At 39.1% G+C, this 23,074-nt stretch carries 19 protein-coding genes; 14 read left to right on the top strand and 5 right to left on the bottom strand.

Annotated features, from left to right (window positions below):
• The first annotated feature begins 50 nt into the window (after nt 1–50).
• A complete protein-coding gene (gene pfkA, locus ML462_RS08210) occupies nt 51–1,037 on the top strand; it encodes a 6-phosphofructokinase (RefSeq protein ID WP_240713323.1) in 987 nt (328 codons plus the stop codon).
• A 1-nt stretch (nt 1,038) separates the two neighbouring features.
• Nucleotides 1,039–1,410 (top strand): methylglyoxal synthase, encoded by a 372-nt coding sequence (locus tag ML462_RS08205; protein WP_240713322.1) that lies wholly within the window; start codon nt 1,039–1,041, stop codon nt 1,408–1,410.
• On the opposite strand, the gene ML462_RS08200 is transcribed toward ML462_RS08205, so the two are convergent.
• Both ML462_RS08200 and ML462_RS08195 read right to left on the bottom strand, forming a co-directional pair.
• Nucleotides 1,407–1,790, bottom strand: coding sequence for a RidA family protein (locus tag ML462_RS08200; protein WP_240713321.1), 384 nt, complete (start codon nt 1,788–1,790; stop codon nt 1,407–1,409). The genes ML462_RS08205 and ML462_RS08200 overlap by 4 nt on opposite strands.
• 27 nt (nt 1,791–1,817) lie before the next feature.
• A complete protein-coding gene (locus tag ML462_RS08195; RefSeq protein WP_240713320.1) occupies nt 1,818–4,514 on the bottom strand; it encodes a putative LPS assembly protein LptD in 2,697 nt (898 codons plus the stop codon).
• 136 nt (nt 4,515–4,650) lie between these two features.
• Here ML462_RS08195 and ML462_RS08190 point away from each other — a divergent pair, with 136 nt between their 5' ends.
• From ML462_RS08190 to bshA, 7 genes are all read left to right on the top strand, one after another.
• A complete protein-coding gene (locus tag ML462_RS08190) occupies nt 4,651–5,775 on the top strand; it encodes an N-acetylmuramoyl-L-alanine amidase family protein (protein WP_240713319.1) in 1,125 nt (374 codons plus the stop codon).
• A 56-nt stretch (nt 5,776–5,831) separates the two neighbouring features.
• Entirely contained in the window at nt 5,832–6,785 is a 954-nt protein-coding gene (locus ML462_RS08185; RefSeq protein ID WP_240713318.1) for an MlaD family protein, read from the top strand.
• A gap of 6 nt (nt 6,786–6,791) precedes the next feature.
• Nucleotides 6,792–8,132 carry a 4Fe-4S dicluster domain-containing protein gene (locus ML462_RS08180; RefSeq protein WP_240713317.1) on the top strand — a complete coding sequence of 447 codons (1,341 nt, stop codon included), beginning with the start codon at nt 6,792–6,794 and terminating at the stop codon, nt 8,130–8,132.
• Nucleotides 8,133–8,168: 36 nt separating this feature from the next.
• Nucleotides 8,169–8,960 (top strand): (Fe-S)-binding protein, encoded by a 792-nt coding sequence (locus ML462_RS08175; protein WP_240713316.1) that lies wholly within the window; start codon nt 8,169–8,171, stop codon nt 8,958–8,960.
• A gap of 86 nt (nt 8,961–9,046) precedes the next feature.
• Nucleotides 9,047–9,532: an ABC transporter ATPase gene (locus tag ML462_RS08170; RefSeq protein WP_240713315.1), complete on the top strand. Its 486-nt coding sequence runs from the start codon at nt 9,047–9,049 to the stop codon at nt 9,530–9,532.
• Complete coding sequence (locus ML462_RS08165) at nt 9,532–12,459, top strand: serine hydrolase domain-containing protein (protein WP_240713314.1); 2,928 nt, start codon at nt 9,532–9,534, stop codon at nt 12,457–12,459. Before ML462_RS08170 ends, ML462_RS08165 begins: the two co-directional genes overlap by 1 nt.
• A 3-nt stretch (nt 12,460–12,462) precedes the next feature.
• Nucleotides 12,463–13,593, top strand: coding sequence for an N-acetyl-alpha-D-glucosaminyl L-malate synthase BshA (bshA, locus tag ML462_RS08160; RefSeq protein WP_240713313.1), 1,131 nt, complete (start codon nt 12,463–12,465; stop codon nt 13,591–13,593).
• Between the two features lie 62 nt (nt 13,594–13,655).
• Here the strand turns inward: bshA and ML462_RS08155 are convergent, their stop codons facing one another.
• Entirely contained in the window at nt 13,656–14,159 is a 504-nt protein-coding gene (locus tag ML462_RS08155) for a hypothetical protein (protein ID WP_240713312.1), read from the bottom strand.
• A 139-nt stretch (nt 14,160–14,298) separates the two neighbouring features.
• Between ML462_RS08155 and ML462_RS08150 the strand changes: the two genes are divergently transcribed.
• The 3 genes from ML462_RS08150 (at nt 14,299) to ML462_RS08140 (ending at nt 19,256) form a co-directional block, all read left to right on the top strand.
• Nucleotides 14,299–17,220, top strand: coding sequence for an FAD-binding and (Fe-S)-binding domain-containing protein (locus ML462_RS08150; protein ID WP_240713541.1), 2,922 nt, complete (start codon nt 14,299–14,301; stop codon nt 17,218–17,220).
• 92 nt (nt 17,221–17,312) lie between these two features.
• The gene (locus ML462_RS08145; RefSeq protein ID WP_240713311.1) at nt 17,313–18,887 is read left to right on the top strand and encodes an ATP-binding protein; all 1,575 of its coding nucleotides are present in this window, start codon (nt 17,313–17,315) and stop codon (nt 18,885–18,887) included.
• Nucleotides 18,888–18,890: 3 nt separating this feature from the next.
• The gene (locus tag ML462_RS08140; protein ID WP_240713310.1) at nt 18,891–19,256 is read left to right on the top strand and encodes a response regulator; all 366 of its coding nucleotides are present in this window, start codon (nt 18,891–18,893) and stop codon (nt 19,254–19,256) included.
• 8 nt (nt 19,257–19,264) lie between these two features.
• On the opposite strand, the gene ML462_RS08135 is transcribed toward ML462_RS08140, so the two are convergent.
• A complete protein-coding gene (locus tag ML462_RS08135) occupies nt 19,265–20,068 on the bottom strand; it encodes a UDP-2,3-diacylglucosamine diphosphatase (protein WP_240713309.1) in 804 nt (267 codons plus the stop codon).
• Nucleotides 20,069–20,245: 177 nt separating this feature from the next.
• Between ML462_RS08135 and aroC the strand changes: the two genes are divergently transcribed.
• Nucleotides 20,246–21,310 carry a chorismate synthase gene (gene aroC, locus ML462_RS08130; protein ID WP_240713308.1) on the top strand — a complete coding sequence of 355 codons (1,065 nt, stop codon included), beginning with the start codon at nt 20,246–20,248 and terminating at the stop codon, nt 21,308–21,310.
• Between the two features lie 19 nt (nt 21,311–21,329).
• Entirely contained in the window at nt 21,330–22,658 is a 1,329-nt protein-coding gene (locus tag ML462_RS08125; RefSeq protein ID WP_240713307.1) for a dicarboxylate/amino acid:cation symporter, read from the top strand.
• Here the strand turns inward: ML462_RS08125 and ML462_RS08120 are convergent.
• Nucleotides 22,655–23,071 carry a thiol-disulfide oxidoreductase DCC family protein gene (locus ML462_RS08120; RefSeq protein ID WP_240713306.1) on the bottom strand — a complete coding sequence of 139 codons (417 nt, stop codon included), beginning with the start codon at nt 23,069–23,071 and terminating at the stop codon, nt 22,655–22,657. The two genes, ML462_RS08125 and ML462_RS08120, sit on opposite strands and share 4 nt — an antisense overlap.
• Nucleotides 23,072–23,074 lie beyond the last annotated feature (3 nt).

Here is a 23,074-nt window from a genome sequence, read left to right as displayed (position 1 = left end):
CATAGATCTTAAAATTTAGTTTGTAGATTTAAGATTCAATTTCTTTAAACATGAGTAAAAAAGTTAGACGTATTGGAGTAATGACCTCCGGAGGTGATTCACCTGGAATGAATGCGGCCATAAGGGCAGTGGTAAGAACCTGTGCATATTATCATACAGACTGTGTGGGTTATTACCAGGGATTCCAGGGAATGATAAATGGCGATTCGGTAAAATTGAATGCTCGTAGTGTTCGTAATATTGTAAACCAGGGTGGAACCATACTTCAGTCTGCAAGGTCTAAAGAATTTTTAACCAAAGAAGGAAGAGCCAAGGCGGCGAAAAATTTGAGGGAAGCAGAGGTAGATGCCATGATCCTTATTGGTGGTGACGGAACTTTTAGAGGAGGCCAGGTTTTTAGTCAGGAGCATGATATACCAGTAATTGGAGTTCCCGGAACTATAGATAATGATATTTACGGGACTCATTATACCATTGGTTACGATACCGCCCTTAATACTGTCGTTGAAGCTATCGATAAGATTCGTGATACGGCCAGTTCTCATAACCGACTATTCTTTGTTGAAGTCATGGGAAGAGATGCAGGGTTTATTGCATTAAATAGTGGAATTGGCGCAGGTGCTGAAGAAATTTTAATTCCTGAAGAGGACCTTGGGCTTGAGAGATTGCTGGATTCTTTAGAAAGAAGTAGGAGAGCAGGAAAAACTTCAAGTATCGTAGTGGTGTCTGAAGGAGATAAGATTGGTAAAAACGTTTTTGAACTGGCCGAATATGTAAAGAAGAACCTTCCTTATTATGATGCCAGGGTAACTGTTTTGGGGCATATTCAGCGAGGAGGCAGACCAACCTGTTTTGATCGGGTCCTGGCGAGTAGGTTATCTGTAAAAGCTGTGGAACTTTTACTTGATGATAAAAAGGATCTAATGGTTGGAATGATGAACAATGAAATGGAATCCTGCAGCCTCGATCAGGCATTGAAAGGAAAACATAATATAAACAAGGATCTTTTAAGGATCTCTGAAATCCTGTCGACTTAATATGAAGACCATAGCCATAATTGCCCATGATGGAAAAAAACCTGAAATGGTTCAGTTTCTAAATGAATTCAGAGAAATTCTTCACAATAAACAAATAAAGATAATTGCTACAGGTACTACGGGTACAAAGACCGAAGCAGCCGGTTATAAGGTGGAAAAATTATTATCCGGACCACTGGGAGGCGATGCTCAAATAGCTGCTAGAATAGCAGAAGGTCTGGTAGATATGGTAATATTTTTTCGTGATCCTATGGATAAGCACCCACATGAACCGGATATTTTCATGCTGATGAGATTATGCGATGTGCACAATATACCGCTGGCAACCAACCCTGCTACTGCACGTTTATTAATAAAAGGATCTGACGATTAGTACTTTACTGCAATAGCGCTTATCTCTACATTTACGAATTTAGGCAGGTTCGCAACTTCTACGGTTTCCCTTGCTGGAGCATTTTCTGAATTGAAATAACGGGCATAAACCTCGTTGATCTTTCCGAAATTATTCATGTCGCTTATGAAAATTGAAGTCTTAACGATGTGGTTCATATTTAAACCAGCTTCAGTCAAAATGGCCTTTAAATTTTCTAATACCTGGGTAGTTTCTTTTTCCAGGTCATCGGTGAGGAGATCTCCTGTTTCTGGATCTATGGCGATTTGCCCGGAAACGTATAGGGTATTACCGGCAAAAATTGCCTGGTTATAAGGTCCTATGGGAGCAGGTGCTGCTTTGGTTTTAATTACTTTTTTCATATCGGTCGAATTTAATTTTCAGTAACATTATAAGTTTCTGTCTGGAACCCTTCTTTGCTCATATTTAATGTCGCTTAACACGTTTGCCTTAATACGAATCAAAAAGTTCCAGGATTTTCTATTTCCGAAGGGAACCCAACTAAAACTCATCATCCAGCTATTAAGATCCCTCTGAAATCTTAATTGCGTTGGGGTAACTCCACTATTCACCAAGTCGTACCCGGAACTAACCCCTACTTTCCACTTAGGAGCAAGTTCTACATTACCATTGAACATGATGGAATGGGCAGAAATATCGCTTTGGCGGGCATTATTTGAATAATTCATAGAATAGGCGAGTCTCACATCCCACGGGATCTTATAGTTATACCAGGAACTTTCGTTTTCAGTTTCCTTGCCTTCAAACGGATCCTCATCAAAAAGATCCCCATCTAATCCCATTCCTTTTCCGAAGAGATCATCGGGTCTACCACCGTTTCTGTAGGTTTCATTATCCATTTCATCAGTCTCATCTTCTTCTTCCCGGTCTTCAAAATCCTTGCTGGAAAAGGCGTACCCAAAATTTACCTGACCACTGGTAAGCCTGAAAAGGCTTCCACCGTTCTCGATGTTCAGTTTATCTATTCTTCGGTTATTATTATCCAGGGCATAAATATCCAGGTTAGCACCGAAGTTGATGTCTAGTTTATTCTTTACAATAGGGATAGATCCTCTTAAAGCTATAGGAGATAATCTTAATGAATCCCCGGCAAGATTATAACTGGTACTAGCACTAAAGTTATTTAGAAGGATGATCTTCTTGGGTTCCGTAGCAGTACTATCCTTGTCTCTTACTTTAGCTTCGAAGGTATTACTAATGCTTAGTCCAATAGAACTTGAAAAATTCCTTCCGGGAGCACCATAAAGAGTACCATCGAATCTCGAATAGTCCACAAGTTCTATTTGGTCTGGATCTGTTGGGTCTGTTCTTTCGTAGGTCTCATAATAGCGGTCAAAACCAGGATTAATATTATAGGTTACAGAAGGTCGCATCACATGCCGGATTGCCTGGATCTTTTTATCCTTTCCGAAGTTTTTTAAACCGTAAACGGTAGTACCAATGCTGGCATTGAAATTATAAGTTCTGTAGGCGTCAAATCCGCTAATAGTGTCAACCACAACTTCATCTATAGTAGGGTCGTAAGATCTTTCAAATGTTTTGGAGACCCAGGTTTCCTGATAGTTAGTTCCTGTACTAACACTCAAAAACTTGAATAACTTAAAGTTCGTGGTTAAAGGTATCTGGTGTTGAGCTCCTAATCTTGCATCTTTAAACATTTCAGAAGTGAAAAATAGAGAATCAACAGTATTCATCTGGTTTTCTGCTCTCAGGTTATACTGTAAGTTTACGTTCTGAATTAATCCTCTTTTTGCGCCTCCTTTAGAAGCAAAAGGGTAGATCCTGGACATGCTTAGCTGTAGGGTAGGTAGACTAAGATTAATTTCCTGGGTATTGGTGTTTTGTGAATGCCTCGCCGCTAAACTAAGGTTCACCTGTGGTTCACCTGCAAAAGTCTTACTATATGAAACAGAAGAGCTAAGGGTATTATTCAGGTAGTTACCCTGGTTAGCCTGGTTGATTGATTCTGCATAATATTCGCTACTACCCAGGTTTACAGAAGCTGAAAATCTAGAACTTGGATTAGCTTTAGGATCCTGACTATGACTCCACTGAATGTTATAGGAAGATCTTTCGCTGAAATCGGGAAAACCACGTTCGCTGTTGAACAACTTCTCATATCTCACTCGCGCATTACCCCGATACTTATACCTTTTGGCATAGTTCGAAGAAAATTCCAGGGTGTAGGAGCCATTGGTGTAATAACTCCCTAAAGTCAAAAGGTCTACATAGTCACTGATGGCAAAATAGTACCCACCGTTTTGAAGATTGTAACCAAACTGACTATCCCCAAAAGAAGGAATGATAAATCCAGAAGTTTCTTCATCGGTGAGGGGGAAATAGCCAAAGGGTAGTCCTAAAGGAGTGGGAACATCGGCGATATACATATTCACCAGGCCTGAAACGATCTTTTTGTCCGGTACGAATTTGATCCTTCGGGCGTAAAAGAAATATTCCGGATCGTCTACATCTTCTGAAGTAGTGAACCGGACGTTTTTCATGAAATAAACCGAATCATTTTCTCTTTTGGTGACCATTCCCTTTACATTGAACTCAGCTTCCTGGGTTCTGGAATTATAAACCAAAGCTCTCTCAGTATCAAAATTGAACCTGATGGAATCTGGTTCTACCTTTCTTTGTGCCTGGGTGAAAATTGGCTTTTGAGTATAATCCCCAATAGAATCCTCAATTCCGTAGGCAAACACCTCGTTTTTCTCATTATCGATTACTATAAGTCCGGCTTCAATCGTCATATCCCCGTAAATGATTTTAGCCTCGTTATAGAGATACATCTTATTTTCTCCTGGACTTAAACGCATATAATCCTTAGCGGTATAGTCTACAATATCGGTTAAAAACTGAGGTTTTCGAACTGTGTCTGTCTTCACCGTATCCTGTTCCTGAAGTTGTTCTGAGATCTCATTTGCATCAATGGCAGGAGGTATGGAATCCTGTTCAGATCTTACCGGAATTGAATTAGTCTCAATCTCCTGTGCCTGGGAAACTACTGAAAAGAACAGCGTGAAAACTAAGCAAAAAAGAGTATTGGGGATATTTGTTTGCAATGCTTTAAGTGCTATTTTTGTACGGATTGGCTTGCTTTTTGCAAATCCAAAATTACATATATTTTTTCAGCTGAGATTTGAAGGTGCAGGAAAAATAGTAATTAAAATATTCAACCTACTTAAGCGTTAGCTTTTTATGAGAACGAACTTACTTAAACTTTTCGTATTCACAATTTTTATATTAAGTCTTTCTAATTCTGCAATTGCGGCAGAAATCCCTCCTGTTAAAGATCAGTTTGTGGTGGTGCTTGACGCCGGTCATGGTGGGAAGGACCCGGGAAATATGGGGAATGGCTTCAAGGAAAAGGATATCGCCCTTAGCATTATCCTTAAAATTGGCAAAGAACTCGAAAAATATGAAGGGGTTAAGGTGGTTTACACCAGGAAATCTGATGTTTTTGTAGAATTGTTCGAAAGAGGGAGGATTGCTAACGAAGCCAATGCCGATCTTTTTGTTTCTGTACATTGTAATTCTCATAATTCACAGGCCTCAGGTACCGAAACTTTTGTTTTGGGGCTAAATCGGAATGAAACCAATTTTGAAGTAGCCAAAAAGGAAAATTCGGTGATCTATCTGGAGGAAAACTATGAAGTGACTTATGAGGGCTTCGACCCAAATTCACCCGAATCAACTATTGGTTCAACCATTATGCAGGAGGAGTACCTGGATCAAAGTATACTTCTGGCAGACCTGGTTCAGAAGGAATTTACAAATGACCTGAAGCGTAAGAATCGTGGAGTAAAGCAAATGGGACTTATTGTTCTGCACCAGACCTATATGCCCAGTGTTTTGGTAGAAACAGGTTTTCTTACCAATAACCAGGAAGGTCGTTATCTTAACAGCAGTCGAGGGCAGGAAGATATGGCAAGGGCGATTACCGAGGCAATCGTTCAATACAGCAAAACCATTAACCTGAATCTTTTAGAAAGTATCGCCAAGGATCACCCGGCAGAGAATTTAGATAATCCGGTAACTCAACCGGCCCAAATATACAAAGACGTTATCTTCAGGGTTCAGCTTGCCGCCGGTTCAAAAAAAATAGATCCTAAACCTTATAATTTTAAAGGATTAAAAAATGTGGATCGCAGCAAGGAAAATGGAATGTTTAAGTATTATTATGGTGAGACCTCAGATTATTTAAAAATTCAGCAATTACATCAGGAAGCGATAAACAAAGGATATCCAACAAGTTATATCGTTGCCTTCAGGGATGACCACAAAATAACGGTTAATGACGCGTTAAAATCTAAGCTCAAATAGGACAGCTTTTATATATTTATTTCTAAATTTGTGCGTATCCACTAAAATATTTGCTTTTGAAATATTCCAGAGAGGTAAAAACTGCCCTGCTAGCTATTATCGCAATAGTTATTTTAATTTTCGGTTATAGTTTTCTTAAAGGGGAAAATCTACTGGACAATAGTCGAACCTTTTATGCAGTCTACGATGATGTGGAAGGATTATCTCCATCTTCAGAAGTGACCATTAATGGTCTCAAAGTTGGCCAGATCACCAGTATCGATTTCCTGAACAACCAGGGTGAACTTTTAGTAACCTTTACGGTTAAAAATGATTTTAAATTTTCACGAAACAGCGAAGCGAATATTTATGGAGGTGGTATCATTGGAGGGAAATCCCTGGCTATTGTTCCTAAATATGACGTAAAAACGGGAATGGCCAAATCTGGAGATACTCTTGAAGGTACGAAAGAAGAAGGTATTATGGAGCTGGTTAATGACAGGCTTACTCCTCTACAGTCCAAGCTTGAAAATACTATCGTAAGTGCAGATTCCATGCTTACCGCCATCACTGAAATTCTTGACGATTCTACTCGAAATAATATAAGGGGAACATTCAGAAACCTTGATGCCACAGTTACTTCATTCAAAATTACTGCAGATGAGTTACAGGGTATTGTGCAGGGAAATTCAGAGAAACTTGACAGAACATTCACCAATCTGGACGAAATGTCTACCAATTTCAATAAGTTTTCAGATACTCTTACCAAAATGGACATTAACAAGATCATAAATGATCTTGAAAAAGTGATTGCAGATTTTGAATCGATTTCAGATAAACTTAATAATGGTGAAGGTACCGCTGCAAAACTTATAAATGACGACGCTGTCTATAATAACCTGGACAGGGCAACCAAACAACTGGAGGAATTATTGCAGGACGTTAAGTTAAATCCAAAGCGTTATGTTCACTTCTCGGTATTTGGTAAAAATCCGGGGCCATATGACCCACCGAAAGATTCTTTAAAATAACCAACCATGCAGATCGTTGCGCAAATTCTTTTTGTAATTGCCTTAGTGGCAGGAATTGGCTTTTTTGCCAGAAACATCAAACGTGTAATAAGGAATATAAAACTGGGCAGGGAAGTAGACCGTTCAGATAACCAGGGTGAAAGATTTGCCAAGATGGCCAGGGTAGCCATGGGGCAAAGCAAAATGGTAAAAAGGCCTATTGCGGGGATTCTTCATATTATAGTATATGTTGGCTTTATCATAATAAATATTGAAGTATTGGAGATCATCATAGATGGTATCTTTGGTACCCACCGCGTTTTTTCTTTCCTGGGAGGTTTTTATGATGTTTTGATCTTTAGTTTTGAGATCCTTGCATTCCTGGTGTTTGTAGGAGTAGTTATATTCTGGATTAGAAGAAATACAATAAACATTAAAAGGTTTTTAAGCAGGGAATTAAAAGGTTGGCCTAAAAATGATGCCAACTATATTCTATATTTTGAAATGGTTTTGATGATCCTTTTCCTAACCATGAATGCTGCCGATTATCAGTTACAGTTAAATGGGGCAGATCATTATGCTTCTGAAGCAGGCATCATGGGAAGTTTCCCTATCAGTCAGTATTTGCTTCCCTTGTTAGATGGCCTGAGTAATGCAACATTGATAATCATTGAAAGAGTAGCCTGGTGGCTTCATATACTGGGAATCTTATTTTTCCTGAACTACCTTTATTATTCAAAGCATCTTCATATTATCCTTGCATTTCCGAATGTTTATTTGTCGAAGCTTACTCCTCAGGGAGAATTCGATAACCTGGAAGCGGTTAAAAAGGAGGTTGAATTAATGATGGATCCAAATGCCGATCCTTTTGCAGCACCTGCAGAAGGAGAAGATGAGGGAGAACCCGAAAAATTTGGAGCTTCAGATATTTTTGATCTAAACCAGGTACAATTATTAAATTCTTATACCTGTACGGAATGTGGTCGCTGTACATCAGAATGCCCAGCAAACCAGACCGGCAAGAAATTATCTCCGCGTAAGATCATGATGGACACCCGTGACAGGGTAGAAGAGGTTGGGGAGATCATTAATAAGAATGGAAAATTCGAAGATGACGGCAAGCAATTACTGGACGATTATATTCTAAGAGAAGAACTATGGGCTTGTACCACTTGTAATGCTTGTGTTGAAGCCTGTCCGGTAGGAATAGATCCGTTATCGATTATTCTGGATATGAGAAGATATCTAGTGATGGAGCAAAGTGCCGCTCCTAATGAGCTGGCTATTGCGATGACCAATATCGAGAATAATGGCGCTCCATGGCCTTATAACCAGATGGATAGGTTGAAGTGGGCAGAGGAAAAATAATACAGAATTAAAGAATACGAGTAAAAGATAAATAATATGGCAGAAGCACTTAAGGTTCCAACAATGGCCGAATATATGGCAGAAGGTAAAAAACCGGAAGTTCTCTTTTGGGTAGGATGCGCAGGAAGTTTTGACGACCGAGCTAAGAAAATCACGAAAGCCTTTGTGAAATTATTACATGAAGCCAAAGTAGATTTTGCTGTACTGGGAACAGAAGAAAGTTGTACAGGTGACCCTGCTAAAAGGGCTGGTAATGAGTTTCTTTTCCAGATGCAGGCTGCTACAAATATTGAAGTGCTTAACGGCTACGAAATCAAGAAGGTGGTTACTGCCTGTCCTCACTGCTTTAATACCATTAAAAATGAATATCCTGCTTTAGGTGGGAATTATGATGTAATGCATCATACCCAATTTCTTAAGAACCTGCTTAGTGAAGGCCGACTTAAGGTTGAGGGAGGAAAATTCAAAGGAAAAAAGATTACATTTCATGATCCTTGCTATTTAGGACGTGCTAATGGCGAATATGAAGCTCCACGTGATCTTTTAAGAAAATTAGAAGTTGAGCTGGTGGAAATGCGCAAGTGTAAAAAGAATGGTCTTTGCTGTGGTGCTGGTGGTGGCCAAATGTTCAAAGAGCCAGAACCTGGAAATAAAGATGTAAATATCGAAAGGACTGAACAGGCTCTGGAAACGCAGCCTGAGATTATTGCAGCAGGTTGCCCGTTTTGTAATACTATGATGACAGACGGAGTGAAAAATAAGGAAAAAGAAGACAGCGTGGCAGTAATGGATGTTGCTGAAATGATCGCCAACGCCGAAGATCTTTAAATAAATAATCAAAAGTTAAATCCCGGTACTATATTTGACCTGAAGGCTAAATAAATTAGATTTGTAACAATTCAATATTAGCCTTTATGTTAGTACCATTTGATAGCCTTCCCGATAGTTCCAGAGTATGGATTTATCAGGCGAACAGGTCTTTTACCGAAGATGAAATTAATGAGTTGTCCGGTAGATTAGATTCCTTCATTGAGAAATGGACCGCTCATGGTGCAGATCTCAAAGCTTCTTACGAAATAAAATATAGACGCTTTATTACCATCGCCCTGGATCAGCAATTGAATGCTGCTTCCGGATGCTCTATAGATGCCTCTGTTCAATTCATTCAGCAGCTGGAAAAGGATTTCAATGTTGATCTTTTGGATAAAATGAATGTTTCTTACAAACAAGGGGAATTCATCGCTTATAAAAGTCTAACCGATTTCAGAAAAATGGCGAAACAGAAAGCGGTATCGCCGAACACGATCGTATTTAATAATCTGGTAAATAATAAAGCTGAATATCTTTCAGACTGGGAAGTTCCAGCATCTGAAAGCTGGCATAAACGTTTTATAAGTTGATGAAGTTGAAGCAGCTACAGACGTTTTTTATATTTTTTCTTTTTTTATTGATACCCTTCCTGGGAGTTTCTCAGCCTAAAAACCCATTATTCACTGAAGATTATCCTGAGCAGAAGCAATGGGTAGATAGCATCTACGATTCCATGAACCTGAAACAGAAGGTAGGGCAGTTGTTCATGGCCAGTATCTGGTCCAAGAATGATAATGAGGCAGATAGCATCAGGAAGCATATCAGGGAAAACCATATTGGAGGAATTATCTTTTCCAAAGGCGGACCGGTAAAACAGGCTCAGTTAACCAATGAATTTCAGGAAATGTCTGAAGTTCCCTTGCTTGTTGGAATGGATGCAGAATGGGGCCTGGCCATGCGCCTGGACAGCACTTATGCCTTACCCTGGAATATGACCCTGGGAGCGATTCAAAACGATCAGTTAATTGAAGAAGCCGGAGCAGCTATTTCCAGGCATGCAAGAAGAGTGGGCGTTCATTTCAATTTTGCACCAGTTGTAGATATAAATACCAATCCGGAAAACCCAATTATCGGTAACAGGTCTTTTGGAGAGGATAAATTGAATGTGACTGAAAAGTCGCTGGCCTTTATGAAAGGTATGCATAGGGAAGGTGTACTTAGTAGTGCAAAACACTTTCCTGGTCATGGAGATACAGATTCAGATTCTCATAAAACCCTGCCAACCATTAATTTTTCTTCAGAAAGAATAGATGGCGTAGAGCTATACCCTTATAAAAAACTTATTCCTGAAGGGCTTAGCAGTGTTATGGTTGCCCATTTAAATGTTCCGGCACTGGAATCTGAGAACGGCCAGCCTGCATCTCTTTCTGAAACTATCATAACCGATATCCTGAAGAAGAAAATGGGCTTTAACGGACTCATTTTTACGGATGCCCTGGATATGAAAGGAGCTTCACGAAATAAGGAGCCGGGGGAGGTAGATCTTGAGGCCTTTAAAGCCGGGAACGACATTTTGTTGATGAGCGAAGATATTGGTAAAGCATCAGAAAGTATTATTGAGGCAGTTAATTCAGGAGAAATTTCCGAAGACAGGCTCGAGCTTTCAGTTAAGAAAATATTATACGCGAAGTATAAGGTAGGTTTAAATGAATTTAAACCTATTGATACCAATTACCTGGTTAAGGAATTAAATACGGCCAGGGATAAGGCTCTGCTTGAAGAACTTTTCGAGAATGCGGTTACGGTAGTAAAGAATAATAAAGCTGTAGTTCCAGTTAAAAAGATCGAAAAAAAGAAGATCGCTTATGTGAATTTTGGAAATGATGATGGAAGCGCATTCCTGAAGCAAATGAAAAAATACGCCGAGGTAGACTGGATTAAGGCAGATAATCTTTCTGGCTTATTGAAAAAACTGGATAATTATAATTATGTGATTGTAGGTTTTCATAAACCAGATGGAAGTCCGTGGTCATCTTTTAAGTTTTCAGATAAGGAATTAGTATGGTTACATGAAATTTCCAGGAAGAATAAAACTGTGCTTTCATTGTTCGCAAGGCCTTACGCTCTTTTAGACATCAAAAGTTTCGCGAACCTTGAGGGAATTATAGTTGGTTATCAGAACAATACGGTCGCACAACAAAAAGTTGCTCAGGTGTTATTTGGCGCTGCCGATGCAAAAGGGAGATTACCGGTAAGTATTAAAAATGAGTTCCCTGTTGGTACAGGTTATAATACCAATAATCTTCAAAGGCTTTCCTATGGTATGCCGGAGACGGTAGGAATGAATTCTGCTAAACTCAGCAAAATAGATAGTATTGTAGATTTCGCTATCGAAAAAAAGATGACTCCTGGGGCACAGGTCCTGGTGGCCAGGAAGGGAAAAATTGTTTACCAGAAGAATTTTGGATACCAGACCTACGAAAAAGAAGTTCCGGTCACAGATACCACTATTTACGACCTTGCATCACTTACCAAGATACTGGCAACTTTACCACTTATTATGGAACTTGATGAGAAAGACGAATTAAACTTCGATACTAAACTCGTGGAATTGCTTCCCCAGTTTGCAGGATCTGATAAAGAAAATATCAGGTTGCAGGATATGCTCATGCATTACGCCAGGCTACAGGCCTGGATACCTTTTTATATCTCAACCCTTGAGCCAAAAACCAGAAAACTTTCTGAAACCTATTACAAAAAATCTCCCTCAGATAATTTCAATCTGGAAGTTGCTAATAATATTTATATAAGAGATGATATAGGTGATACCATCGTGAATATCATCAAGAAAAGTGATCTTGAACGCAGTTTAAGATATAAGTATAGCGATCTGCCCTATTATTTACTGAAATATTATATAGAGGGTTATTACGGTGAATCCCTGAATGAACTCACCCAGAAGCATATTTATGAGCGTTTGGGAGCAACCTATACGGGTTATTTACCCAGAACTCGATTTGATTCTTTGCAAATCGCTCCAACCGAATATGATAGATTATGGAGAAACCAGGTTGTTAGAGGCTTTGTTCATGATCAGGGCGCGGCCATGCAGGGTGGTATCGGTGGACACGCAGGTTTGTTTAGCACAGCAAATGATGTAGCGAAATTGATGCAAACCTATATGAATGGGGGAAGTTATGGAGGTGATAAATTTCTTAACGAAGAAACCATAGATAAATATAACACTTGCTATTATTGTGAGGATAATGTAAGGCGTGGCGTAGGATTCGACAAACCACAACTAAGCGAGGCTGGCCCCACATGTAATTGTGTTTCCATGATGAGTTTTGGCCACAGTGGCTTCACCGGTACATTTGCCTGGGCAGACCCAGAGGAAGAAATTGTTTACGTATTTTTGTCTAACCGAACTTTTCCCGATTCTAATAATCGAAAACTGATTCGTGAAGACATCAGGGCAGAGATCCAGAAAATTATTTACGAATCTATAGATTATTGACCTATGAAAATCGCCATTGTTTGTTATCCTACTTTCGGAGGTAGTGGAGTGGTAGCAACCGAATTAGGCCTTGCGCTTTCCCGAAGAGGACATGAGGTTCATTTTGTAACCTACAAACAACCGGTAAGACTGGAAACTATTTCCAGCCACATAAGATTTCATGAGGTTAATGTGCCGGAATATCCACTTTTTCATTATCAACCTTATGAGCTGGCTTTAAGCAGCAAACTTGTAAATGTAGTTAAGAATTATGGGGTTGAACTCTTGCATGTGCACTACGCAATTCCTCATGCCTATGCCGGTTATATGGCTAAGAAGATGCTGGAAGAAGAGGGAATAAGCATTCCTATGGTTACAACTCTTCATGGTACAGATATTACCCTGGTTGGAAACCACCCATTTTATAAACCTGCAGTAACCTTTAGCATCAATAATAGTGATTTTGTCACTTCTGTTTCAGACAGTCTGAAAGAGGATACCTTAAAATTCTTTGAAATTCGTAAGGAAATTGAAGTGATCCCCAATTTCATTGATGTAAATAAATTCAAAAAGCAGATTTTTACTGATTGTCAAAGGGATTTGATGGCTCATGATGATGAAATGATCATTACTCATGTGAGTAACTTCAGAAAGGTAAAAAGAGTAGAGGATGTTGTGAAGATCTTTTATCATATTCAGAAAAATCTGAAGGCACGCTTAATGATGGTGGGTGAAGGTCCGCAAAGGGAAGTAGCAGAAAAACTGGTGAGAGAACTTGGACTTCGGGATCGGGTATTATTTTTAGGTCAGAGTAATGAGATAGATAAGATCTTATGCTTTTCAGATCTATTTCTTTTACCATCGGAGACTGAAAGTTTTGGTTTGGCTGCACTTGAAGCTATGGTTCACTCAGTTCCTGTAATTTCCTCTAATACAGGTGGTTTACCTGAAGTGAATGAGCATAATTTTTCCGGTTTTCTGCATGATGTTGGAGATGTAAAAGCAATGTCTGAAAGCGCAATTTCCATTCTTGGTGACCGTGAGAAACTGACAAAATTTAAGAAACAGGCTCGCATCGCAGCAGAGAAATTTGATATCAATAATATTGTTCCCATGTATGAGGAACTTTATCAAAAAGCTCTTATTAAAGCATAAAAAAAGTGGAGAAAACTAATCTCCACTTTTCCTTTTCTTAAACCTATCTAATTCAAGAAAATCTAAAACTGATATCTTATTCCCAGTGCAATGTCTGGTGTAAAATCATCATGTCTGTCGTAGTCTGAAAATCCAATCTCTGGTCTGAAGTCAAGAGATAAGAGTAAAGGAAAATCAAAATTATACTCGATACCTACATCTCCCGCAATTAAGGCGAAAACGCCATCATCGCCATCAAATTCATCTCTTCCCCTGTTATCATCGTAGCTTCCTAATCCAGCTCCTGCACCGGCATACCAGTTGAAGCCACCTTCGATATTCCAAACCCATTGATAAAGGCCTACCAACTTGATAACGTCATAATCACTTCCGTTTCTCCATCCAAGGTCAAATTCAAGACGATTATTATCTCCACCAATTGCTCTCTGATAGGAGATTTCAGCGCCTACTCCGCCTCCGTCTCCAATTCTTAGACCTAAGGCATTTTCAGATATTTGCTGAGCATTTACATTGCTAAAAAAAACAGCTCCAAACGTAAAAGCTGCTAATAGAACTAATTTTTTCATGTTCGATTGTTTTGTTAGATGGTGACAAATTTATGTTGAATACTTATACAACAACGCCTGTTGCCGCAAATGTATTGTTAATATTAATTAAAAAACTGTTAAGCAGGATAAGAGATTTCTTCTAAATTTGAGTATGAAAATGAAGGAAGCCTTAGATCAACTCTCTGAAGAATTAAATGGGAAATTATATTATGATGACCTCTGGAAAAGTATTTATGCTACAGATGCTTCAGTATATCGTGAAATACCTTTAGCTGTTTGTTATCCTGAAAATGAGGAAGACTTAATCAGGTTGATTAATTTTGCGAGCAGGAATAAAACCTCCTTAATTCCTCGAACTGCGGGAACCTCACTTGCCGGTCAGTGTACCGGGGATGGTATTGTGGTTGATGTTTCCAAACATTTTACCGATATCATCAAAGTGGATCATCGCAATAAAACGGTAACTGTTCAACCTGGTGTAATAAGAGATGATCTAAACAGGCGCCTTGAGAAAAAAGGCCTGTTCTTTGGTCCGAATACTTCTACTTCTAACCGGTGCATGATAGGAGGTATGGTTGGAAATAATTCAAGTGGAACCACTTCTATAAAATACGGAACTACCAGAGATAAACTTCTTTCATTAAAAGCAATTTTAAGCGATGGTACCCGGGTGGAATTCAGAGCTCTTACAGCCACAGAATTTCAGGAAAAGCTGGAACTTAAAAACCTCGAAGGTGATATTTATAGATTATTTAATGAAAAACTTTCTGAAAAAAGCAACCAGGAAGAGATAAGGGAAAACTATCCGCCTTCTCAATTACATAGAAGGAATACAGGTTACGCCATAGATGAATTGCTGAATTCAGAAATCTTTACAATGGCCAGCCTGCCATTTAATTTATGCAGGTTGATAGCAGGTAGCGAAGGAACATTGGCCTTCATTACTGAAATTACCCTTCAGCTTGATGAATTACCACCTAAGTATACTGCAATGGTGGCAGCACACTATAATAGTATAGATGCGTGTATGCAAGCAGTTGTTCCTGCCATGAAGCATTCTTTATTTACCTGTGAAATGATGGATAAGGTGATCCTGGATTGCACTAAAAACAGCCTTAAGTACAGGGACAATCGTTTTTTTATTGAGGGTGATCCACAAGGGATCCTAATGCTGGAGCTAAGAAGTGATACAGAAGTTGAATTACAAAAACAGGTCCAGGAATTGCTGGAAACCCTGGAAAGTTCAGACCTGGGTTATGCTTTTCCGGTATTATATGATGAACAAATAGATCTGGCACTTGAACTCAGGAAAGCAGGTTTAGGTCTTTTGGGTAATATGAAAGGCGACAGGAAAGCGGTGGCATGTATCGAAGATACTGCAGTAGCATTACCTGTTCTGGCAGACTATATTTCAGATTTCAGTAAAATAATGAAGGCGTATGATCAGCAGGCAGTTTATTACGCTCATGCGGGGGCAGGAGAGATACACCTTAGGCCTATACTCAACCTTAAAAAAACTGAAGATGTAAGTTTGTTTAGAAGCATTACTAAGGATGTTGCTGTTCTCGTAAAGAAATACAATGGTTCCTTGAGTGGAGAACATGGAGATGGACGGGTTAGGGCTGAGTTCATTGAGCTTATGTTCGGTAAAAAGGTCTATGGTATCCTGAAGGAGGTTAAAAATGTATTTGATCCGGAAAATATTTTCAATCCCGGTAAAATTGTTGATGCACCGGCAATGGACACCTCTTTAAGGTATACACCAGACCGGGAGGAACCGGAAATTGAAACACTGATGGATTTTTCAGATGCCGATGGGCTTCTAAGACTTGCTGAAAAATGCAATGGAAGCGGAGATTGTCGGAAATCTGTGGAAGCAGGAGGTACTATGTGCCCTAGTTATCGCGCCACCAAAGATGAAAAAGACACCACCAGGGCTCGAGCCAATGCGTTGAGGGAATTTTTAACCAATTCAGATAAACCAAATCGCTTCAACCACAAAGAACTGAAAGAAGTACTTGATCTATGTATCAGCTGTAAGGGATGTAAAAGCGAATGCCCCTCTAATGTAGATATGGCTGCTTTAAAGGCTGAATTTCAGCATCAATATCATAAAAGTAATAAACCCAGCTTCAGGGATAAGGCCTTTGCCAATATTACCCAGCAAAATGAAAGGGCTTCAAAATTTCCAAAAATCTCAAGGTTTGTCCTTTCCAACGGATTTACTTCTGGTTTAGCCAAAAAAGTACTTGGCGTGGCCAGTGAAAGAGAGCTTCCAGTTGTAGCCAGGCAAACGCTTCGGAATTATTACGAAAATAAAAAGGATAAATTCGATATTTCAGATCCTGTAAAGTCGGTTTACTTTTTCATTGATGAGTTCACTAATTACCTTGATGTAGAGGTAGGAAAAGATGCTATGAATCTTCTTCGAAAGTTGAACTACAAGATTATTGTTGTGAATCATCCTGAAAGTGGAAGAAGTCAGATTTCTAAGGGTTTTCTGGATACTGCAAAAAAGCTTGCCAACGAGAATATTTCAATTTTTAAAGATCTGGTTACAGATAAAATACCTTTAATAGGCGTAGAACCTTCGGCAATTCTGAGTTTTAGAGATGAATATTTAAGGCTTTCAGAAGATAAAAATGCAGCAACAGGTCTCGCAAAGAATTGCTTTATCATAGAGGAATTCCTGAAAAAAGAAATATCTGTAGGAAATATTACTGCAGAACAATTCACAGGAAGAAAAGCAATTGTCAAGATTCACGCACATTGCCACCAAAAAGCCTTGTCAAATTCTTCTGTCACTTTCGATCTTCTTAATCTACCGAAGAATTATAAGGTTACTGTGATCCCATCAGGATGTTGTGGAATGGCTGGTTCTTTTGGATATGAAAAAGAACATTATGAGATTAGTATGAGAATTGGTGAAAATTCGCTTTTTCCGGCGGTCAGAAAAAGTGATGATTCGGTTATTATCTCTGCCAATGGTACTAGTTGCAGACATCAGATCAAAGATGGCACAAATAGGGTAGCTTTACATCCGGTTACAATTCTTTACAGGGCTCTAAAGAAATCTTAGGATCGATGTTAATAGTTTTCTAAATGAAATTGCCCCGAACCTATAAGTCTTACCTTTAAGAATTGTTTAGAAATACCCAATATCAAACCTAGATGAGTCCAGACCAACGACGTATTGAAGAATTAGAGCGGAAATTAAATGAGAGGACAAAAGAGGTCGAACAACTTCAGGCAAATGCTTCTTATTTAGAGCGAGAAAATCTAAAGCTTAAGGAAGAGAATCAGCAATATAAAGGAGTGATCTTTTCGTCCGCTTCTTTAATAACTTATTTAAAGGGCCCGGAATATATTATTGAATTTGCGAATGAGCCAATTCGAAACGTTTGGGGCAAAGGTGACCAGGTGGTTGGAAAACCATTATTCGAAGTCATACCGGAGGTTAGAGAACAGGGCATTGAAGATTATCTTAACCAGGCTTTTTATAAAGGAGAACCCTTCCACGCTCAATCCTTGCCAGTTGAGCATAATGTAAATGGTGAGCTTATCAAGTCTTATTTCGATTTCTCCTATATGCCACAAAGAAATGATGATGGTGAAATCTTAGGGATTGGCGTGATTGCTCTGGATGTGACCTCACAGGCTTTACTTCATGAAAAAATAAGGAATAGTGAAAGGCAATTCAGGGAACTGGTGAATTTTATGCCTCACAAAATAACCGTGGTTAACAGCGAGGGTAAAGGGATTTTTTGTAACCAAAACTGGCTGGATTATACGGGAAAATCTTTTATGGAATTTATTGGCCAGACAGATTTTGAAATGTTTCATCCAGATGACCGGAAAAAAGTTTCTAGTGAAGCAAAAAACTGTTTTTTCAAAGGTGAAATTTTGGATATCGAAGCCAGAATAGAGGATAAAAATGGAGATTATAAGTGGCACCTTATTAAAGCTACCCCAATAAAAGACGGAGAAGAACAGGTTACTTCATGGATCACTTCCAGTACGGAGATACAGAAAATTAAAGAAGACGAAAAAAGAAAAGAAGATTTCCTAAAACTAGTTAGCCACGAGTTAAAAACACCGGTTACATCTATTAAAGGATATGTTCAGCTTTTACTAGCGACCCTTTCAAAAAAAGCAAATGAGGAGAACAATCCTTTGCCTGTTAAAACTTATTTGCACAGGATGGAAAACCAGGTGGAACGGCTTATTCGATTGATATCTGAAATGCTGGATCTTTCCAGGATCGAGCAGAATGAATTAGAACTGCGTTATGAGAAGTTTAATTTGAATAAACATGTTGAAGAGATAGTTCAGGACCTCACCTGTTCAAGTATAAATTTAGATCTAAAATTAAGTCACGATTTCAACTGTGAAGTTTATGCAGATAAAGATAGAATAGGGCAGGTAATCATAAATTTTGTGAATAATGCTTTAAAATATTCCCCAGACAGCAATAAGGTCGAGATAAGCGTTTATGATCATAAGGACGGTCAGGTAGCAATTAGCGTAAAGGATTTTGGAATTGGAATAGCTAAGAAAGAGCAGGACCAGATATTTAAAAAGTTCTATCGCATTTCTGGTAATAAGGATGATACTTATGCTGGCTTCGGTATAGGACTTTATTTATCTAATGAGATCATTGAAAGACACCAAGGAAAAATTTACGTTAAAAGTGAAAAAGGTAAGGGTTCAAAATTTACTTTTACACTCCCAATAAATCAAAACTAAGAAATGGCTAAAATTTTAATCGTTGACGACGATCATACAATTGGACTTATGCTCAAGGATATTCTTGAATTCAACGGTCATGAGGTTACGGTCTCCCAGGAACCTCGTAAGACCAAAGAAAATCTGGTGCAGAACGACATTGAGCTGCTTCTTTTAGATAAATTAATTTCTGGGGTAGACGGTACCGATGTTTGTAAAATGCTCAAAAAAGATCCTGATGTTGCTCATATTCCAGTGATTATGATGTCTGCCCTACATAATGTAGATGAAATTTGCAAAGAAGCAGGAGCTACAGATTTTCTGTCCAAGCCATTCGACATGGAAGCTCTCACTAGCAAGATCGATGAAATATATCCGGAAAAAGGATAATTTCGATCTCATTTCTTTTTTTGCAGGATTGTGGTGGCAGCCACGATTGTAGGTGCAGGCGCGTCTAAATCGAGGTCTTTGTAGTGTATCAAATTCCATTTTTTGTCCTGGTATTCCAGTGCGCTTAAATTTTCCACCCAGTCACCGGAATTCAGGTAAAGGCAGGTAGAATTTCCAATGACCTTTCTTACCATTTTCGGCTGATGAATGTGTCCGCATATCACATATTTATATCCCTGTTCAACTGCCAGTTCAGCAGCGGTTTTTTCAAAGTCAGAAATAAATTTAACGGCACTTTTCACCCTTTCTTTTATCTTTTTGGAAAGAGAGTATTTCCTGCCATCGGTATTCACCAGGAACCAGTTTAAGAGCCGGTTAAAGAGGATAAGAAGATCATAACCCCAGCCACCGAGTTTAGCGAGCACTTTTGCCTTAGATACGGAAACATCGAATATATCCCCATGGAAGAACCAGGCTTTTTTTCCATCAATTTCCAGTATAAGTTTGTCAACTAAACTGAAATTCCCAATAGTAGTATCGCTGAACTTTCTTAGCATCTCATCGTGGTTTCCTGTGATGTAAATCACCTCTGTGCCTTTGGAGTTTAGATCAAGGATTTTCTGTATCACTTCCAGGTGCGCCTTCGGGAAATACCTTTTCTTGAACTGCCAGATATCTATGATATCTCCATTAAGGATAAGCTTTTTGGGAGATATAGTGTTCAGATATTCCAAAAGCTCTTTAGCATGACACCCAAAAGTTCCCAGGTGTATATCTGAAATAACCACTATTTCCGGCTTTCTTTTCTTCAATAAATTCAGGTTTATTCTTCTGCAAAGATTTTATAATTCATTGATTTAATACTTACTCCAGAATTAAATATGGATTATTAAAAGCTTAAAATACCTGCTGTTTGTTATCCTAATATTAAATAGGATTCCATTTTTAAATATGTGCTTAAAAATTTACATTTGTTCAAAATCCTTCTGATGCCCGGAAATTCCTTTGGTAACTTATTTAAATTAACCACTTTTGGTGAGTCACACGGAGTGGCTATAGGTGGAATTATAGACGGGTGTCCTGCCGGTCTCGAGATAGATGTTAAGAAGATACAGGAAGACCTGGACAGAAGGCGACCCGGGCAATCGGCCATTGTAACTCAACGTAAGGAGCCTGATACCGTTGAATTCCTATCCGGTATTTTCGAAGGAAAGTCTACCGGAACACCAATTGGTTTCGTGATTAAAAATGCCAATCAGAAATCCAAGGATTATTCACATATTAAAGATACTTACAGGCCTTCCCATGCAGATTATACTTACGACGAGAAATACGGGGTAAGGGATTATCGCGGTGGTGGCAGATCTTCGGCCAGAGAAACTGCCTGCAGGGTAGTTGCTGGTAGTGTTGCCAAGCAAATGCTTCAGAATGTACAGATTAATGCCTTTGTTTCTTCAGTGGGAAAGCTGGAAATGAAAAAGGATTATTCTGAAGTTGATTTTTCAGAAACTGAAAAGAATCCAGTTCGCTGCCCAGATCCTGAAATGGCCAGGCAAATGGAGGCATATATTAAGGAAATACGAGCCGATGGTGATACTGTTGGTGGTATTGTGCAATGTGTGATCAAAAATGTTCCAAAAGGCCTGGGCGAACCAGTATTCGATAAACTCCATGCCGAACTTGGTAAAGCCATGCTTTCCATAAATGCTGTCAAGGGATTTGAATATGGGAGTGGTTTCGAAGGAACTAAAATGAGAGGGAGTGAACATAACGATCACTTCAATACAGACGGTTCAACCAAAACAAATCTAAGTGGAGGTATACAGGGTGGTATTTCCAATGGCATGGATATCTACTTTAAGGTCGCGTTTAAACCGGTAGCTACTCTAATGCAAAAGCAGGAAACGATCAACGCAAAAGGGGAGGAAGTTGAAATGCAGGGAAAAGGAAGACACGATCCCTGTGTGGTACCAAGAGCCGTACCTATAGTTGAATCTATGGCTGCATTGGTTCTTGCCGATTATTATCTTCAGAATAAATCATCAAAAATCTAAATTTTAGAAATATTAGCACATGAAAAAATTAGCACTGCATTGGCAGATCTTATTAGGAATGGTAGCAGGGGTGCTTTTTGCCCTAATCCTGACTAATTTTAGCTGGGGAGCCGAATTTGTGAGCGATTGGATAAAGCCTTTCGGGAACATTTTTATAAACGCCCTGAAATTAATTGCAGTGCCTTTGATCCTTGCTTCACTAATTAAAGGGATCTCAGATCTTAAAGATATCTCCAAACTTTCCAAAATGGGAACTAGGACTATCGCCACCTATATTGTGACAACCGTGATCGCTGTAACCATTGGTTTACTCATGGTAAATCTGATTGGACCTGGTAGAACAATTTCTGAAGAAACCCGGACAGACCTTATCGCGAGTTATGAAGGTGATGCCTCCGTAAGAATTTCTGATGCACAAAAACAAAAAGATGCAGGTCCATTACAAGCCCTGGAAGATCTTGTGCCAAGCAATATTATTGGAGCTGCCGGGGATAACGCCAATATGCTTCAGGTAATCTTTTTCGCCATTTTCTTCGGAATAGGACTCATTCTTATTCCTGAAAAAACAGCCAAGCCAGTTAAGGATTTCTTCGATGGTTTTAACGAGGTGATCCTGAAAATGATCGATCTAATTATGCTTGCAGCTCCTTATGGTGTTTTTGCATTACTTGCTGCCTTAGTTGTTGAATCACCAAGTACCGATCTGTTTGCAGCACTTGCCATGTATGCTTTAACTGTTTTAATTGGTCTTGCTTTAATGATTGGAGTGTATATCCTTTTAGTATGGATATTTACTAAAAACAAACCATCCTTCTTTATTAATGGAATATCTCCGGCCCAGTTATTAGCATTTTCAACAAGTTCCAGTGCAGCTACTCTTCCTGTAACCATGGAAAGAGTAGAGGAGCATATGGGAGTTCATAAGGAAGTAACCAGTTTTGTACTTCCTATTGGGGCTACCATTAACATGGACGGAACCAGTCTTTACCAGGCCGTGGCAGCGATATTTATCGCCCAGGCATTTGGAATGGACCTTACTTTAGGTACTCAGTTGGGTATTATCGCTACGGCAACTCTTGCCTCAATTGGTTCTGCTGCTGTTCCAGGAGCAGGAATGGTAATGCTGGTTATTGTACTGGCGCAGGCGGGAATTCCCGAAGCTGGTCTGGCCCTGATATTTGCCGTAGATAGACCTCTTGATATGTGTAGAACGGTTGTGAATGTAACCGGAGATGCAGCCGTTTCTCTAATGGTAGCAAAATCTGTCGACATGATGGGACCTCCAAATGTAAAGGATTGGGACGACGATTATCACCCGGAAACAGAAGTTGTTTCAGAAAACGTTTAATCCAGAAATTTAGCTTTTAGTTCGGGAGTTGGGATCATGCATTGTTCCTTTTTCCCGAACCATCTATAACGGTTATTTGCTATAAAATCGTAGACTCCGTCACGCATTATTTCAGGTATAAATATAAAATTCTTTAATAGCGAATAACCTCCTGAAAGATCCCTGGCGATCTCAAGTGCTGCAGTAGATTTTCTATAGTAAGCAACCCCTGGTTCAATGAGCATAATGGAATCTATCTCTTCAGGATCTATTCCACGTTCAGCAACCAGTTTTTTACCAATTTCACTTTGCAGGGAGGCATACCTGAATACATCCTTTTTATCATGCTTTATGATGAATTGAACCGCTCCATCACAGAGGTTACAAACCCCATCGAATAGAATGATCTTTTTATTTTCGGGTAATTTATTCATAGA

The organism is Christiangramia lutea, from assembly GCF_022489035.1.
Taxonomy (GTDB): Bacteria; Bacteroidota; Bacteroidia; order Flavobacteriales; family Flavobacteriaceae; genus Christiangramia; species Christiangramia lutea.
Note: the sequence above shows the minus strand (reverse complement) of the source record. Positions and strands in the feature narration are given on the sequence as shown.